The organism is Mucilaginibacter sp. P1_A3 (assembly GCF_056406855.1).
The window spans coordinates 1-16,136 of record NZ_JBFTZJ010000024.1; the positions used below are offsets into that span (position 1 = coordinate 1).

Genomic DNA, 16,136 nt, shown 5'->3' on the forward strand with positions numbered 1-16,136 from the left:
AAGGCAGCGGTCGCGGTACAAAGAAAAATACTGGAAATGATTTATACGATCTGGACAACAGAAAAGAAATATGATAAAGCATACTTACAAAAAACAAATGCAGCAGCAGTATAAAAAGAGTTAGGGCGAATAAAACACGAAGTTATACCGCCCTAAACAGGCTGACATAAAGCCGCCTTAAGTAAACAAAATTAAAAATTATTTGATAATTAACACAGAATCTCTCTTCGGCTTCGCCGGAAAGAGGGTCAAAAAAGTTAATTCTAAGTTCCAACTCCCTCTTTCCAACGAAGTTGAAGAGAGGGGTGTCGGGCGTAGCCTCGACGGGGTGAGTCTTAACCTTGGTTAGTTTCCGTCATTTCACCTTCAGAGTTTCGCGGAATTTTATCACTCAGCATGACAAAATATTTTTTTTCAAACACATCGTGGGTAGGTTGCATACAATAATTTCACCCCAATAAAATTTAAAACCTAAGTTCCCGTTATTTAGCTTAACCTGTCATAATTAGCTAAATGAACAACACCTTAAAAATAGCCTGGTATTTTTATAAACCGACACTTGTATGGTGTTTGCTGGCCACATTCGCGTGTATCTATTATGTACTTTCCCGCCAGTTAAATATCCCGCTTGCTTTCCTGTGCAAGCTATTCAGCTATGCTTCTATCCTGGGTATTCAGTATCTCAACTTTAACTCAACCAAAACCTACTTCTATTTCCGCAATGCAGGTTATAGTGTCCGTCGCTTATACTTTTATGTGTTCAGTTTCGATCTTATTACCTTCAGCATCCTTTTATCACTATCAACAATCCGCTAAAAAATTGGAGCCTCTCATTTTAAAAACCGACAGCGTGCTCCTGGAATTTGACGGGCGAAAGATTCTGCAGGATGTTTACCTGGAATGCAAACAGGGCGAAGTATTGGGCATCCTTGGCCGCAACGGCTGCGGTAAATCATCATTATTACGCATCATGTTTGGTACGCTTACCCCTGCTTATAAACATGTAAGCATCAACGGCGAATACATTAAAAAAGGATACCATAATAGGCGCATTGCCTACTTACCCCAGCATAACTACCTGCCTAAAGGCATCAAAATTAAAAGCCTGGCCAAAAGCATTATCGACAACCGGTTTTGGGATGATTTTTCGGCCCATCCCGTTTATCATAACCATTGCGAGAAAACCATTGGCGAGCTTTCAGGCGGTGAGGTAAGGCAGCTGGAAACACTGATGGTTATATACAGCAAAGCCGATTTTATTTTACTGGATGAGCCTTTTACCCATATATCGCCCATGCAGGCAGAAATGTTTAAGGCTATCATAAAAAAATGCGCCAAGGTGAAGGGTATCATTTTAACAGATCACCAGTATTACAACATTTTAGATGTAAGCGACAGGATAATACTGATAACCAATGGCTACACCCGCCCAATTGAGCATCGGGATGAGCTGATTACTTACGGATACCTTAGCCACATTAATTAAATATTGCCAGCTGTAACATATAGTCATTCCGCCGTGTCTACTATACAAACAGCCCTGTGATGCCCCGTAGTTACTTATATTTGATGATATGTTTATTAGCTGTTTGCTGGCACCAAGGCCAATGCAGCAATAACATACCTATAAACGGTATCACCTTTAAAAACGCCATTCGCGACCCTGACCCAGACCCTTCCGGAGATTTCAATACGCTGATAGTCCCCATAAAACGGGCCGGCAACCTCATCATTGTAGAAGCGCAGATTGATAGCTTAGTTGGCAATTTTGTACTGGATACCGGTGCGCCATATCTCGTTTTAAACGCCACTTACTTTAGGTATATGCCGCAAATATCCGAACAAGAATCGGCAGGTTTAAATGGTACGGGAGCCGCCACATTTACTACTAATGTGTATAATTTCAATATTCTCGATCTGCATTATTCCAGGCTTACCGCTGATGTTACCGACCTATCGGCCATAGAAAACAGCCGCAACATTAAAATATTGGGCTTGCTGGGTACAAGGTTATTTAACAAATTTGCCATTACGGTAGACCTCTTCAGGAATACGCTGTACATTCATAAACTCAAAGAAGACGGCAATATTCCGCAGGGCGAAAAGGCTTTTCATGATCCCTGGATGGTTACCCCCTTTAAGTATTTAAACGATGTTATATTTATTAAGGGCATTGCCAATGATAGCCCGTTATGGTTCGCCTTTGATACCGGTGCAGAAACCAACCTGATGGATTATGACCGCGTGCGTAAACTGTTGCCTGGTATGCAGGTGCTTAACCGTACCAAAACCACAGGGATTGGCGGTTCATCATTCGAGGTGATATATGCTCGTTTTGATACCCTGAAAATTGGAGACCGCCGATTTATGAAAAACCGGGTGCTATTAACCAGCCTGGATAAAATGGGCAAGGCTTACGGGCATGCCGTTGACGGAATATTGGGGTATGATTTTTTTATCCGCGGTATATTCAGCATCAACTTTGTGAAAAAAGAATTTGAAATGTACATTTACACTAACCAGTAGTATGAAAAAGTACAGATCAATCGTCCTATTTTTATTGTTGCTCAGTTGTTTCGTTTCTGAAACAAAGGCGCAAAAACGCAGTTCGCTGGTTTTAGGTAAAGATCATTTAATCCTGCTGCTTGATATGCGCTCGTCAAAACAGGAGCTGGATAGCCTGTTTAAAGCAGCCGGTGTAAAAGACGCCACCGCAACTGCTTTTTATAACGGCGATTACTCGGCTTTTAAAAAGGATGGCTGGAATATAAATAAACGCTCAAAAAATTCAATTCAGTTTGATAGGTCACTCACCGACTTGAACATTAATGCGCAAAACAAGCCTTTTCTTATAACCACCAATATCTCCAATGAAAATGAAGGGCGTCCCGGTTACCCTGCCGATGAAACATTTGGAATCAATAAATTCTCACAACTTAATGTTTACGAGCTTCCATCGGGCTTAACCCGTTTTTACTTGCCTGGTTTTTTGAAGTCGAAACATGTTTTATTATCGGGTAATTTCAATAATTGGAGCACCTTAAAGGGCGTTATGATTAAAACGGACAGCGGCTGGATAGCCGATGTAAAGCTCGCCGCAGGTGTGTATGAGTACAAATACATTATAGACGGCAAGTGGCAGCGCGACAGAAGCAATCTGCAGCAGCACCCGGATGGTTTTAGTGATGTAAACTCGGTTTATTACCGTTACAACCACACTTTCAGGCTGAGCGGCTTTGCAGGTGCGCATAAAATTACCCTTGCAGGTAGCTTTAATAACTGGGATGCCAATACCATCATCCTGCAAAAAAAGGGCAACAGCTGGGAAACCAAATTTTACCTGCACGATGGAATGCACACCTACCGGTTTTTAGTAGATGGGCAGTGGTTTACGGATCCAGCCAATCCGGTAACTGTAAAAGATGTTGATGGTCATACCAATTCGGTAATCAACCTGGGCGAGACTGTTAATTTTACCCTCGACGGATATGCAAACGCGCGTAAAGTATACATAGCCGGCACCTTTAATAACTGGAAACCAGGCGAAATAGCGCTCAAAAAAACAGCAACCGGGTGGGCTTTGCCTTTAATTATTCCGGCCGGTAATTATGGCTATAAATTTATAGTGGATGACAATTGGATCACCGATCCGCTGAATAAGCGTACCGTTGTGGAGGATGGCGTTGTTAATTCTTTTATCGCGGTTAAACCCAACTATACTTTTAAGCTTAAGGGCTACCCCAATGCAAAGGTGGTTCATCTTGCCGGTAATTTTAACAACTGGGATCCGGACGGTTTTACGCTGGCCCATAACGGCGACGAATGGACCATCGGCCTTTACCTTAAACCGGGCAAATACCGTTATAAATTCCTTGTAGACGGCCAATGGGTGCTAGACCCCGGAAATAAATTATACGAGAAAAACGAATATGATACCGGAAATTCCGTTTTATGGATTGAGTAGGAAGAAAGAGTGAGGAGATTGGAATCAAGAGTTAAGACTGGAAATTGAAAGGGAAATGAAATTTAAAAAAAGCCTTTGTCGTTATGAGTTTGAAAATTTCGGGTGACTCTGAAGGGGAAATGACATTTTAAAAAGTTTGTCATCCTGAGGTACGAAGGATCTATTCACAGACTGTACAGGGCGAAAAGCACGGCGAATAACAGATCCTTCACTATTGTTAAGGATGACAAATAGTTTTTTTTTATAATCTTAATTCTTACCTCTTGATTCTTGACTCTACTTAGTATATTAGCTAAACTATACCATTTTTTATATGACTATTCCCATATACCAGGCCGATGCGTTTACCGATACCTTGTTTGGCGGCAACCCGGCAGCCACCTGCCCGCTTACGGAGTGGTTACCCGACGCCACCATGCAAAAAATAGCTATAGAGAACAACCTGGCCGAAACCGCCTTTTTTGTAAAAACAGATGCTGGTTACAAACTACGCTGGTTTACTCCCGAGTATGAGATCGACCTGTGCGGACATGCTACACTGGCGTCGGCACATATCATATTTACCGAATTGGGCTACACCGGCGATTCTATATTATTTGAAACTGTAAAAGCAGGAACGCTTATTGTGAAACGCGATGGTGATAAATACACGATGGATTTCCCCTCAAGGCCGCCCATACCCATTGAACCACCAAACGGACTGGCCGAATCACTGGGCGAAAAGGAGCCACTGGCCTTTTTAAGATCAAGGGATTATTTTATCGTTTACAAAACTGAGCAGGACATCAAAGACCTTACGCCCGACTTTTTTGCAATGTCGAAAATGGATACCGTGGGTATTATAGCGACTGCCCCTGGTGATAACTCTGATTTTGTTTCCCGTTTCTTCGCGCCCGGCGCAGGCATCCCCGAAGACCCGGTTACTGGATCGGCACATTGCAACCTGATACCCTATTGGGCAAAAAGACTGGGTAAAAACAAGCTCCACGCCTACCAGATCTCGGCCCGCCGCGGCGAACTTTGGTGCGAGCTAAAAGGCGACCGTGTGCTGATGAGCGGTAAAGCGGTTACCTATTTAAAAGGAGAGATAAGGTTTTAGTTAATTCCCGCGAGGTAACTCGCGGGCAAAACGGTTTTAAACCTTAGGCTTAACTCATTCTAGAGCATACAAACTATTTAAACCTGAAAAACTTGCTTACCCCATTTGAATTACTCATGGTTAAAGAATCCGTGCCCTTAAATTCTATTTTAAAAGCCTCCTTGAAATCATCGTAAGTAACTATTACCGAGTCGCCTTTAATTTTGTAGGCGTAATAGGCATGCTGATCGGGATAGTAGAATTTGTTCTTATCAACCGTAAAAGTTGCATTCTCCAAACTGTCTACAGCCCAATAACCCTGCAGGCGCCCCGCCATAGAAGTATCAGTAACAGCTTTCATACCATTATCTTTAGCCTTTTTACCTGCCGTAACAGATTGCTTCACATCAGCCGTTTTCGTATCGGCGTTTACAACGCCAATAGTATTATTGGATGTGCACGAAATAGCAGTGAGGGCATAAATAATGGAATAAAGATATTTGGTCATCGTGAATAGGTTTAGCCTTCAAAGCTAATATTTTTCTGAAATTAAAAATCCTTAAAACTAATATTCTTTCGTTCTTATTCAACCGTGGTAAGATTGGCATAGTATCATAGTAAGGCCAAACCTATCGCCGTTAAATTTTCACCTTATCTTCTTCTTATCCCGCTAAAAAAAGTTTCAAAAACCATTTTTTAATGATTACTTTGAAGGTTAAATTTTTTGCAAGGATACAACAAAATAAATGCAGCTTACCCGCTTAGAAATCAAGGGCTTTAAGAGTTTTGGAGATAAGATCACCATTAATTTTAATGAGGGTGTAACTGCAATTGTGGGGCCCAATGGCTGCGGCAAATCAAACGTGGTTGATGCCATACGCTGGGTACTTGGCGAACAAAGCACCCGCATGCTTCGATCAGAGAAGATGGACAATGTGATCTTCAACGGCACAAAGAGTCGCAAATCGGCCAACCTTGCCGAAGTTTCCCTTACTTTTGACAATACCAAAAACGTACTGCCTACAGATTATTCGCAGGTTACCCTTACCCGGAAGCTTTACCGCACCGGCGAAAGTGAGTACCGACTGAATGATGTACAGTGCCGCCTAAAAGATATTACAGACTTGTTCCTGGATACCGGTATCGGCTCCGACTCCTACTCCATCATCGAGCTGCGGATGATTGATGAGATCATTACCAATAAGGAAGGCTCGCGTCGCAATTTGTTTGAGGAAGCATCTGGTATCTCTAAATACAAGCTCCGCAAGAAACAAACATTCAGCAAGCTAAAAGATACAGAGGCCGACCTGGAACGCGTGGAAGACCTGCTTTTCGAGATAGAGAAAAATCTAAAAACGCTGGAGAACCAGGCAAAAAAAACCGAGCGTTATTACCGCATCAAAGAACAATACAAATCGCTCAGCATTATGCTGGCATCTTTCAGAATTGTATCGTTCAGCGAATCGTTAAAGAAAATTGAGAACCAGGAGCAACAGCAAAAAGCCGAAAAAGGTGGCATTGTTGCCCAGATAGATACCCTGGAAGCCGCCCTGCAACAACAGAAGCTGGACAGTATCACCAAAGAAAAAAATCTCTCGGTACAGCAAAAAACCACTAATGAGTTTGTATCCAAGATCCGTGCTTATGAAAGTGAGAAAAAGATCAAGAACGAGCAGCTGAAGTTTCAACAGGATAAAGAATCAAGATTAACCGAGGAGCTGGACAAAGATAAAAACCAGCTTAACCACGTATTTTATAACATCAAACGCCTATCCGAAGAAAAAGCTTTGGAGGATGAAAACCTGCAAACCATCCAAAGCCGTTTGCTGGATCTGAAGGAAGCTGTTGATGAGTTAAGGGCACAACAGGCCGAAGCCCGCAATGAGCTAACGGAGATCACCGGCATTAACACTCGGCTGCAAAACCAGGCCTACAAAGCCGAAAAGGATATTGATATACTGCAAATTCAGCAACAGGCTTTGGAGCAGGAGAGCGAGCGCAACATGGAAGATACCACTAATAAAGAAGTGGAACTTTCGCACTTTAACCAGGTAGTTGCCGAGCTGCAAAACCGTAAGGAAACATTGGATTATGACTACCAGTCGGCTTTGGATTTTGAGAATAAATTAAAAGAGCAGATAGCAGAAACTGATTCGGCATTGAGTTTGGTAAAGGATACCATCATCAAAGAAAGCCGCAAGCTTGATGCCAAGCAAAACGAATACAACCTTACCAAAAGTATGGTTGATAACCTGGAAGGTTTCCCGGAATCTATCCGCTTTTTAAAGAAAAACGCCGATTGGGCCAAAAATGCCCCCCTGTTTAGCGATGTACTTTTTTGTAAGGAAGAGTACCGGGTAGCCATAGAAAACTACCTGGAGCCACTCATGAACTATTACGTGATTGATAATTATGATGAAGCTATAAAGGCCATACAACTGTTAAGTAATGCCGCCAGGGGTCGCGCGCACTTCTTTATACTGGAAAATTATGAGGAAATAGTACCTGTTAACCCGATTTTTGAAAATGCAGGCGCAGTTTCGGCCCTACAGGTTATTGAGGTTGATAAAAGATACGCCCGCCTTTGTAACCATTTATTAAAAGATGTTTACCTGGTTGATGATGATAAGGACCTGCAAATTAACAATGCCGCCTTACCCGATGGCGTTGTTATAATAGGCAAGAGCGGTAAGTTCAATAAATCAAAACATACCATGGCCGGTGGGTCTGTAGGCTTGTTTGAGGGTAAGCGGATTGGACGGGCCAAGAATCTGGAGAACCTGGCGAAAGAGATTAAGGGTATCGAAAACCTGGTTAACACGCAAAAAGCCAAAACAGATGAATTGCAAAGTAAACTTTCGGGCTTACGTTCATCAACCAAAAGCGCCGAGATCAATGAGCAGCAGATGATCATTAACCGGTTAAATACCGAACTCATCACCGTTAAAACCCGGCAGGAACAATATCAAACTTTTATTGAAAACAGCCTTAACCGCAAGGATGATATAGCCCGCAAAATTGCAGGTATTAAAGATGAAATGATGGCCCTGCATCCGCAGCTTGCCGAGTTAAAAGCGCAAAAGCAGATCCAAAGCGAAATGCTGGTTGATAAACAGGCCGCTTTTAACGAGCTGAATGAATATGTATCGGTACAATCAAACGCTTATAACCAGGAAAATATCCGTTTCCATCAGCAGCAAAATAAGGTATCGGGCTTAGTAAAAGACCTCGAATACCGCGATAACCAGCAGGAAAGCCTGGAGGTGCGCATCAAACAAAACAGCAGCGAACTGGAGAAAGTAAAAGCAGCTATACAGGACAACCTGAAACAATCAGACAACTCAGACGATGACCTGCTGGAAATGTACGAGCAAAAGGAAAACCTTGAAAAGGCCACCCAGCAAGCCGAGCAGGAGTATTACCAATGGCGTGGAATTATCACCGAAAACGAAAATGAAGTTACGGCGCTAAGGCGCAAAAAAGATAATCATGAGGTTATTGAAAACGAACTAAGGGAGGAACGCAATAACCTTAAACTGGAACTGAACGCCCTAAAGGAGCGTTTATCTGTTGAGTTTAATATTGACATTGAAGATTTACCGGAAACTGAAACTCCGGCCGAAAGTGAACATGACCTGCGCGAAAAGGCCGATAAGCTAAAAAAACAGCTGGATGATTTTGGAGCTATCAACCCTATGGCGGTTGAGGCTTACAACGAGATGAATGAGCGCTATACCTTTATCCAGGCACAAAAGAAGGATCTGAGCGAGGCTAAGGCATCCCTGTTGGCCACCATCCAGGAGATTGATGACACCGCCAAAGAAAAATTCATGCATGCCTTTATTATGGTACGTGAGAATTTTATTAAGGTGTTTCGCTCCCTGTTTAATGATGAAGATTCCTGCGACTTGATCCTTACCGACCCTAATCATCCTTTAGAATCGGACATTGATATCATTGCCAAGCCAAAAGGTAAACGCCCGCTCTCCATCAACCAATTATCGGGAGGCGAAAAAACCCTTACAGCTACTGCTATCCTCTTTTCGCTTTACCTGCTTAAACCGGCTCCGTTCTGTATTTTTGATGAGGTAGATGCCCCGCTTGATGATACCAATATTGATAAATTCAACAATATTATCCGCACCTTTTCAAAGGATTCACAATTCATCATTGTATCACATAACAAGCGCACCATTGCCAGTACCGATGTAATTTATGGTGTAACCATGGTTGAGCAGGGTATTTCGCGCGTGGTTCCTGTTGACCTGCGCGAGCTTGCAGATTAGGGGAGAATTGCGTTTTTAAATAGTCTTGTCATTCTGAGTTTTAAAATTTGGTAAAACTCAGAAGGTGAAATGACGTTAAAAAGGTTTGTCATCCTGAGGAACGAAGGATCTATTCGCAGACTGTACAGGGCGGAGAAGCATGGCGGATAATAGATCCTTCACTGCGCTCAGGATGACAAAAAGCTTTTTTTGAAACGCGTCATCGACCGGAACGAAGCAATGACGCGTTTTTTTCAACAGCCTATATTTTATTTATGGCGAAGTTCCTTTTTACCTACCATGCCTTTAAACTTCCGTTCATCCAGTTTAAGGGTCATATTGGTAACCTGTTGCTCAGACATCGATTTGCTTTTTGACAAACTCTGAACTTTTGGCCCGCTTACGTCATAAACTCCTGTACTGATATAATTCAAGGCATGTTGCAGCAATACTTCGGTACTATCGCCAAAGTCCTTAGTAACATCATCATAATCAAGTTTACCCGGATAATCTGTTGAACCAGGTGTCATACCTGAATAATAGCCTCCTTGATTAGCTGAATTCTTGGTTTCAAACTGGGGTACATACAATTGGTATTTATTGATGTCGATAGCAAAAAAGCCTACAGGTTTGCCATAGCTTGTACGGCCTATAAACTTCACGTCCATTTCGGGGCGCAGGTTGTTAATAGTTAACTCACTTGCCGAGGCTGTGGAGCCTGTTATAATAAAAAACACACGGCTAATGTTGAGCGAGCCATTTTTGGTAAAAAGAATCCGGTTATCAGGATTAGTAGGTAAAAAATCTCCTTTTTTAATATTGTATATCGCACTCAGCAAAGGATGATTATCAGCCTGCAGTTTATCGTTATAATAATAAGTATACATCTGTGAGCCGTTTTTTGCCGTTGGTACAATCAGGTTATCCAGGTATTCGGCAGTTGATACATAACCGCCGCCATTATACCGCAAATCCACAACCAGCTCGGTAACATTAGCCGCTGTAAAGGCATTAAATGCTTTTAACAATTGAGGGCCAGCGTTTTCTGGCGAAGTAAAGGTATTGAAAACCACATAACCCACTTTTTTATCACCCTGGGTAAAAACCTTATAAGTTAAAACCGGGTTAATGGTGTAAGTAGCTACAGCCAAAGAAACATCAACCGTTGTGCCATCTGGTTTTTTAAGCGTCATAGTAATAGGATTGGCACCATAAACAGCATTCACTACAAAGTTTACGTTGGTTCCGTTGTCATAATCCAATGTTGTGCGGCCATTAAGTTTTACTACCTGGTAACCCCTTTTAATACCGGCCTTATCGGCAGGCGAACCTGCGTAAACATATTTTATACGCAGATCTGTTGTTTCCTGGTATAGTACCGATAAACCGAAATCGCCGTTTGTACCACCTAATTCGGTAGATACCGATCCATCATCTATAAAGGAATACTTAGCCGAACCCGGGTCTGGCGCATAATATTCATACGGCTGGGTAGTTAATGGATTGATCTTAAACTGTGATATTTGGTCAACTTCGTTTGTCAGCGCGGTTATATCATCTGATCCGGTGATGCTACGGGGCTGAAAAGTTTTATAGTCAGGTATGGCATCATACCACAAATAAGTTTCTTTAGCATACAGGTATACCGAATCCTTGATCAGGTCGAGCGTCGATCCGGTTTTTGTTGGTCCGGTAAGTACTCCCCCATCCGTATTTCCAGCCGGCTTATCTTTTTTACAGGCCGAAAGTAAACCGGTTGCCAGAACTAATGTGAAGTAAAATATTTTTTTCATGTACTATGAATTATAAAAGTGTTAACGTAATAAAAATAAGTATGTTACAACAAGCGTTATAAAAATTCCTCAACGCCCAGGTAATCTACACCAACAGTCTCCGCGCATAAACTATCGGCTTCAGAATTCCCTATCATCAGGATGTCTCTACGTTGCAGGTTATGATCCTGCATTAATAAGTGTATCGCATCGGGTTCTGGCTTCGGCGCCGTTTCTTCGGCAAAATAACAGGTTAGGTAAGGCTCCAGTTTATGCCATTCTACCTGTTTAATTTTATTTACCTGTAGTGGCACATTGCCATTTGTAACGATGAAAAGTTTTTTACGATCAACCACAATTTCCTGTAGGAAGGTAAGCATATTCTGGTACAAAAGCAATTTAAGGGGGAGCTTGGCAGTCACCATAAGGTTGTCAAAATTCTCCCTGTATCTGGCAGCAACAGGAAACTCAAGGGCAACTTTATCAAAAACAGCCTCCGCTCCTTCCTGTACATACGTATCAGTCATCAGTTTGGTTGTTTTGCCGGCATCAACCAGCTCAACATATTCCAGCATGTTGGCAAAAAGGTAATAAACCTGGTATATATAATCTTTAGCTGGAAATAAAACATCATCAAGCTCCAGAATGAACGCGGTTTTGCGTTTATCAATATCTTTATATTTCATTGTCCCCGGCAAGGATTGTTATGTTATACTCATTAAATAATATGGCTGACTGTTGCAGCAACTCCATCTCTCTTTCGCGAAAAAGGTAAACAAGCTCAACACCCAGATCAAGGCATAAAGTTAACATTTCATGCGTATAACTGGATGACTGAGGATCGGGCAAGCGGATAAGCCGCCCCGGTTTCAGCATAAAATCCGGCAGATCAAGATGATCACCCATGATCACGTTATCGCCGTTCAGTTTGTTTTTTAGCCTGTAGGCCGGTGCAGAATTAGCAGCTGTTATTAATATCTTCAATTTATAAATAAACTTATTGTATAATTAAACCATCCTTCATCATCACAGTACGGTCTGATAGGTTGGCAAGATCTTCATTATGTGTAACTATTACAAAGGTTTGGTTAAATTCTTTACGCAGCTTAATGAAAAGTTCATGCAACTCCAGCGCGTTCACCGAGTCGAGGTTACCGGATGGTTCATCGGCAAAAATCAGCGCGGGCTTATTGATTAGCGCACGCGCTACGGCAACCCTTTGCTGCTCGCCGCCCGATAGCTCATTGGGCTTATGGCTCATTCTATCCTTTAATCCAAGTAAATCAAGCAGTTCGGCCGATCTCTTTTCGGCGTCAGATTTTGATACGCCCGCAATGAAGGCAGGGATGCATACATTTTCAAGAGCGGTAAACTCGGCCAGTAAATGGTGAAACTGAAAAATAAAGCCAATTTTACGATTCCGGAAATCGCTCAGGTTTTTATTACTAAGCTTGCTGAGCTCTATATCGTTGATATACAGCTGACCGGAATCCGGCCTATCCAGCGTACCCAAAATATTGAGCAGCGAACTTTTACCCGCACCGGATGCACCAACAATAGTTACAATTTCACCACGCTTAACTTCAAGATCAACGCCCTTTAATATTTGAAGCTGCCCGTATGATTTATAGATGGATTTGGCTTTAAGCATGGCGTAAAGTTAATATTTTTTGGTGAGTGGATGGTTGTGGGTGGTGAGTAGTTGATTGGGTTGATTAACTGAGTAGTTGATTGAAAAGATGACTTGATAAACATCGTACGATTGAGGCATTCAGCCTAATCAACTCAATACACCCTATCAACCACTCACCTAATCAACTACTCACCACTCCCAAATGTAAAACCATTGTTATTAAATAAACATAGGGCAAATAAAGTGTACAAAGGCCCCAAACCTTTGAACAAAAATTGTAGATTTACCGCAAATTCTTCAAAAAACATGAATATTCACGAATATCAGGGCAAAGCCATATTAAAGAGCTTTGGCGTTAGAGTTCAGGAAGGCATTGTTGCCGATACTGTTGAGCAGGCTGCAGAGGCTGCCCAAAAATTGAAAGAAGACCTGGGCTCAAGCTGGGTAGTAATAAAGGCACAGATCCACGCCGGTGGTCGTGGTAAGGGTGGCGGCGTAAAGCTGGCTAAAAACATTGACCAGGTTAAAGAAATTGCAGGCAACATTATTGGCATGCAATTAGTTACCCCACAAACAGGCCCCGAAGGTAAAAAAGTAAAGAAAGTTTTGGTAGCCCAGGATGTTTATTACCCAGGCGAAAGCGAAACTAAAGAGTTTTACATGAGCGTGTTGCTTGATCGTGCTAAAGGCCGCAACATTATCATGTACAGTACCGAAGGCGGTATGGATATTGAGGAAGTTGCACACTCAACTCCCGAACTGATATTTAAAGAAGAAATTGATCCTAAAGTTGGTTTACAAGGTTTCCAAACCCGTAAAATAGCTTTCAACTTAGGCTTATCAGGCGAAGCTTTTAAAGATATGACCAAATTCATAGCTGCCTTGTACAAAGCTTACGAAGCTACAGATTCTTCACAATTTGAAATTAACCCGGTATTAAAAACATCTGATAACAAGATTTTAGCTGTTGATGCCAAGGTTAATATTGACGATAACGCGTTATACCGTCACCCGGATTACGCAGCTATGCGCGATACTGACGAGGAAGATCCTACAGAAGTTGAAGCAAGCAAATCAAACCTTAACTATGTAAAGCTTGACGGTAACGTAGGCTGTATGGTTAACGGCGCTGGTTTAGCTATGGCAACTATGGATATTATTAAAATTGCTGGTGGCGAACCTGCTAACTTCCTTGACGTTGGTGGTACTGCCAATGCCGAAACTGTTAAAGCAGGCTTTAACATCATCCTGAGCGACCCTAATGTAAAGGCTATCCTGATCAACATCTTTGGTGGTATCGTTCGTTGCGACCGTGTTGCACAAGGTGTAATTGACGCCTATAACGAAATCGGTAATATCCCGGTTCCAATCATCGTTCGCTTACAAGGCACCAACGCTGTTGAAGCAAAAGAACTGATTGATAACTCAGGTTTAAAAGTATACTCAGCTATTTTGTTAAAAGAAGCTGCTGAAAGAGTAAAAGAAGTGTTGGCTTTGTAATTGCCAATATAAATATATTGAGAAAGGGGCCCTGTGCCCCTTTCTTGTTTTGGGGACATATATTACTGCGTTTAATATATACGGCATTATGAATGCAAAAGAAAAGCAAACAGCTTTTATTAAAACTTATTTAAAGCCTGCATTAAAACAATACGGCTATTTAACAAGCGGTAACACTTGGTGGAAAGATCGTGACGATTTCTATATCATTATAAATCTTCAAAACTTTTCATGGAATACGAAAGAGCAAGCAAGTTTTTGTTTTAATATAGGCATAGCTTTAAAAGCAACTATTAAAGATCATTCAAAGCCATCATACAATGATTTGAATATCTTAATTCGGGAGAACGGCTATCTGCCGGATGACCGCCATACACATAACTATAAAGACAAAACAGGCTATATTATTCAAGCAGGTACTGAATTAGCAAAATTTACAGATGAATTTCAATTGGATTTTGAACAGCATATTTTGCCAGCCTTAGAAAATCTTAATACGCTCGAAGATTGCATCAATCACTATACTCCAATTCCATTTTGGGGAGAAAGGCTAAAACGCCAAATTGAAGAATTAGGTTAACATACTCCAATTATGGGAACGAAAAGATAATTTCCCTTATTGCAAAAATTAAATCCTTAATTTTATTCATCTACAAAGCCCATTCATAAAAAACATATCCAAAGGCGCAACCTATCGATATAAGTAGCCATCGACTTTTTCGACTTATTAACATGAAAGAAGCCAAAATTCAAACTCTGCATCCCGATAACGATAAACAGAACAAAATTATTTCGGTCGAAAAATATGAAATAATAAAGGCCGCCATCATACAAATTTTGCAACACCAAAGCCTTACCCACACCCAGCTGATGCAGACCCTTCACGATGAAGTGCATACCACCTTCTCCGGCAATGCCCATTGGTATGGCGAAACCGTAAAGTTAGACCTTGAAGCCCGGGAAATAATTAAGCGGGATAACGCGAAGCCGCCGATTTATAGTATTATCGGATAGAGACTTTCTTAACCTCTGTGACTGGTTTTTTATGCCGGAAAATCTCTTGCTTAATCCTAAAGAAGGCGTAAATCAACAGGGCTAAACCCAAAATCCAAAACAAGGCATAAAAATTTCTTAACTTCTCCATCTAAAGCAAATATCGGCTAATAAATTATTAAAAGTAATTCTTACTAACACAAGACCAGCGCTAAAAAAGGCGGCAACGTGTATATTGCATAAGATCTCTCTTTTGCGCTTTCGCACAGTCCTCCCCGGCTCTATCGAGATGACAATTTGTAAAAAACAGAAATATGGTAAACGAAGTGTTCTTGTTTTCCCCCAAAGTGTCAGCAGATCAGCTTCGGGCGAAAACGGGCAGAACGATGGTGGGCTGTGCGGCTGCAGGGCATAGGAAGTTTTTGCATGCGTGGGGCGGTGTGGGTAAGGGCAAAATAATTCCAGCCCAGGTTCTGTCCGTTTTGCAGGGCAAAGGCCCAGTGCGGCAAAGAAGCCTTTCTGCTTATAGCCTTTTTGGTTACTTTTGTGGCGACAAAAGTAACTAGGCCCTCCCGCGGCCATGAGCGGGACGATGGTATCGGTTACAACTACATAATTTGAAATACGAAAGCCCTGTCCACCCTGTATAGTTCGCGATTGCCGCGTCGTTCTTCCTCGCAATTGTAAGGGTTTAGTAATTCGGTAACAGAATCAGGTATTTTTATTTGTTGTTTAGGGTGACCATATCGATAGGTTTTTTACCATTGATGCCCTGATGTGGTCGTTCCCAGTTATAATAAACAAGATATTTGAGGAGTTCATCTTCCAGCTCTTCAAAGCTGTCGAAATCGGTATCTTCAATAAGGTCTTCTTTAAGGGTCCTCCAAAAGCGTTCCACCTTGCCGTTGGTTTGCGGCCGATAAGGCTGCAT

15 protein-coding genes are annotated in these 16,136 nt (G+C 41.8%); 9 read left to right on the top strand and 6 right to left on the bottom strand.

Annotated features, from left to right (window positions below; translation table 11 throughout):
- The first annotated feature begins 513 nt into the window (after window positions 1-513).
- From AC1D0K_RS30320 to AC1D0K_RS30340, 5 genes are all read left to right on the top strand, one after another.
- Window positions 514-816, top strand: a complete 303-nt coding sequence (locus tag AC1D0K_RS30320; RefSeq protein ID WP_477397774.1) for a hypothetical protein — start codon at window positions 514-516, stop codon at window positions 814-816.
- A 4-nt stretch (window positions 817-820) separates the two neighbouring features.
- Complete coding sequence (locus AC1D0K_RS30325; protein ID WP_477397776.1) at window positions 821-1,486, top strand: ATP-binding cassette domain-containing protein; 666 nt, start codon at window positions 821-823, stop codon at window positions 1,484-1,486.
- An 83-nt stretch (window positions 1,487-1,569) separates the two neighbouring features.
- Window positions 1,570-2,526, top strand: a complete 957-nt coding sequence (locus AC1D0K_RS30330; protein WP_477397778.1) for an aspartyl protease family protein — start codon at window positions 1,570-1,572, stop codon at window positions 2,524-2,526.
- A gap of 1 nt (window position 2,527) precedes the next feature.
- Window positions 2,528-3,964, top strand: a complete 1,437-nt coding sequence (locus AC1D0K_RS30335) for a hypothetical protein (protein ID WP_477397780.1) — start codon at window positions 2,528-2,530, stop codon at window positions 3,962-3,964.
- A gap of 313 nt (window positions 3,965-4,277) precedes the next feature.
- Complete coding sequence (locus tag AC1D0K_RS30340) at window positions 4,278-5,063, top strand: PhzF family phenazine biosynthesis protein (RefSeq protein ID WP_477397782.1); 786 nt, start codon at window positions 4,278-4,280, stop codon at window positions 5,061-5,063.
- Between the two features lie 73 nt (window positions 5,064-5,136).
- Here AC1D0K_RS30340 and AC1D0K_RS30345 read toward each other — a convergent pair whose 3' ends face one another.
- Window positions 5,137-5,550 carry a hypothetical protein gene (locus AC1D0K_RS30345; RefSeq protein WP_477397784.1) on the bottom strand — a complete coding sequence of 138 codons (414 nt, stop codon included), beginning with the start codon at window positions 5,548-5,550 and terminating at the stop codon, window positions 5,137-5,139.
- A gap of 238 nt (window positions 5,551-5,788) precedes the next feature.
- Here AC1D0K_RS30345 and smc point away from each other — a divergent pair, with 238 nt between their 5' ends.
- Window positions 5,789-9,328 carry a chromosome segregation protein SMC gene (smc, locus tag AC1D0K_RS30350; RefSeq protein ID WP_477463148.1) on the top strand — a complete coding sequence of 1,180 codons (3,540 nt, stop codon included), beginning with the start codon at window positions 5,789-5,791 and terminating at the stop codon, window positions 9,326-9,328.
- Window positions 9,329-9,576: 248 nt separating this feature from the next.
- Here smc and AC1D0K_RS30355 read toward each other — a convergent pair whose 3' ends face one another.
- Genes AC1D0K_RS30355 through AC1D0K_RS30370 form a run of 4 tightly spaced genes read right to left on the bottom strand, consistent with a single transcriptional unit; the run spans window position 9,577 to window position 12,730 of the window.
- Window positions 9,577-11,100, bottom strand: coding sequence for a S41 family peptidase (locus tag AC1D0K_RS30355; protein WP_477443549.1), 1,524 nt, complete (start codon window positions 11,098-11,100; stop codon window positions 9,577-9,579).
- A gap of 56 nt (window positions 11,101-11,156) precedes the next feature.
- Window positions 11,157-11,765 (bottom strand): HAD family hydrolase, encoded by a 609-nt coding sequence (locus AC1D0K_RS30360; RefSeq protein ID WP_295712457.1) that lies wholly within the window; start codon window positions 11,763-11,765, stop codon window positions 11,157-11,159.
- The gene (locus AC1D0K_RS30365; RefSeq protein ID WP_477397790.1) at window positions 11,755-12,063 is read right to left on the bottom strand and encodes a hypothetical protein; all 309 of its coding nucleotides are present in this window, start codon (window positions 12,061-12,063) and stop codon (window positions 11,755-11,757) included. The genes AC1D0K_RS30360 and AC1D0K_RS30365 overlap by 11 nt, the downstream gene beginning before the upstream one ends.
- A gap of 13 nt (window positions 12,064-12,076) precedes the next feature.
- Window positions 12,077-12,730, bottom strand: coding sequence for an ABC transporter ATP-binding protein (locus tag AC1D0K_RS30370; RefSeq protein WP_477397792.1), 654 nt, complete (start codon window positions 12,728-12,730; stop codon window positions 12,077-12,079).
- Window positions 12,731-12,976: 246 nt separating this feature from the next.
- Between AC1D0K_RS30370 and sucC the strand changes: the two genes are divergently transcribed.
- The 3 genes from sucC (at window position 12,977) to AC1D0K_RS30385 (ending at window position 15,226) form a co-directional block, all read left to right on the top strand.
- Complete coding sequence (gene sucC / locus AC1D0K_RS30375) at window positions 12,977-14,212, top strand: ADP-forming succinate--CoA ligase subunit beta (protein ID WP_295712449.1); 1,236 nt, start codon at window positions 12,977-12,979, stop codon at window positions 14,210-14,212.
- Window positions 14,213-14,300: 88 nt separating this feature from the next.
- Window positions 14,301-14,792 carry a DUF4304 domain-containing protein gene (locus AC1D0K_RS30380; RefSeq protein WP_477397794.1) on the top strand — a complete coding sequence of 164 codons (492 nt, stop codon included), beginning with the start codon at window positions 14,301-14,303 and terminating at the stop codon, window positions 14,790-14,792.
- Window positions 14,793-14,944: 152 nt separating this feature from the next.
- On the top strand, window positions 14,945-15,226 hold the full coding sequence (locus tag AC1D0K_RS30385) for a DUF6958 family protein (protein ID WP_477397796.1): 282 nt from the start codon (window positions 14,945-14,947) through the stop codon (window positions 15,224-15,226).
- 700 nt (window positions 15,227-15,926) lie between these two features.
- Here AC1D0K_RS30385 and AC1D0K_RS30390 read toward each other — a convergent pair.
- Window positions 15,927-16,136: integrase core domain-containing protein (locus tag AC1D0K_RS30390; protein WP_477443550.1), on the bottom strand; the 210-nt coding region annotated here is incomplete at its 5' end.

Coding starts and splice junctions, on each gene's coding strand:
- AC1D0K_RS30320 (WP_477397774.1), top strand. CDS start 514: ATGAACAACACCTTAAAAATAGCCTGGTATTTTTATAAACCGACACTT.
- AC1D0K_RS30330 (WP_477397778.1), top strand. CDS start 1,570: ATGATATGTTTATTAGCTGTTTGCTGGCACCAAGGCCAATGCAGCAAT.
- AC1D0K_RS30335 (WP_477397780.1), top strand. CDS start 2,528: ATGAAAAAGTACAGATCAATCGTCCTATTTTTATTGTTGCTCAGTTGT.
- AC1D0K_RS30340 (WP_477397782.1), top strand. CDS start 4,278: ATGACTATTCCCATATACCAGGCCGATGCGTTTACCGATACCTTGTTT.
- AC1D0K_RS30345 (WP_477397784.1), bottom strand. CDS start 5,550: ATGACCAAATATCTTTATTCCATTATTTATGCCCTCACTGCTATTTCG.
- smc (WP_477463148.1), top strand. CDS start 5,789: ATGCAGCTTACCCGCTTAGAAATCAAGGGCTTTAAGAGTTTTGGAGAT.
- AC1D0K_RS30355 (WP_477443549.1), bottom strand. CDS start 11,100: ATGAAAAAAATATTTTACTTCACATTAGTTCTGGCAACCGGTTTACTT.
- AC1D0K_RS30360 (WP_295712457.1), bottom strand. CDS start 11,765: ATGAAATATAAAGATATTGATAAACGCAAAACCGCGTTCATTCTGGAG.
- AC1D0K_RS30370 (WP_477397792.1), bottom strand. CDS start 12,730: ATGCTTAAAGCCAAATCCATCTATAAATCATACGGGCAGCTTCAAATA.
- AC1D0K_RS30380 (WP_477397794.1), top strand. CDS start 14,301: ATGAATGCAAAAGAAAAGCAAACAGCTTTTATTAAAACTTATTTAAAG.
- AC1D0K_RS30385 (WP_477397796.1), top strand. CDS start 14,945: ATGAAAGAAGCCAAAATTCAAACTCTGCATCCCGATAACGATAAACAG.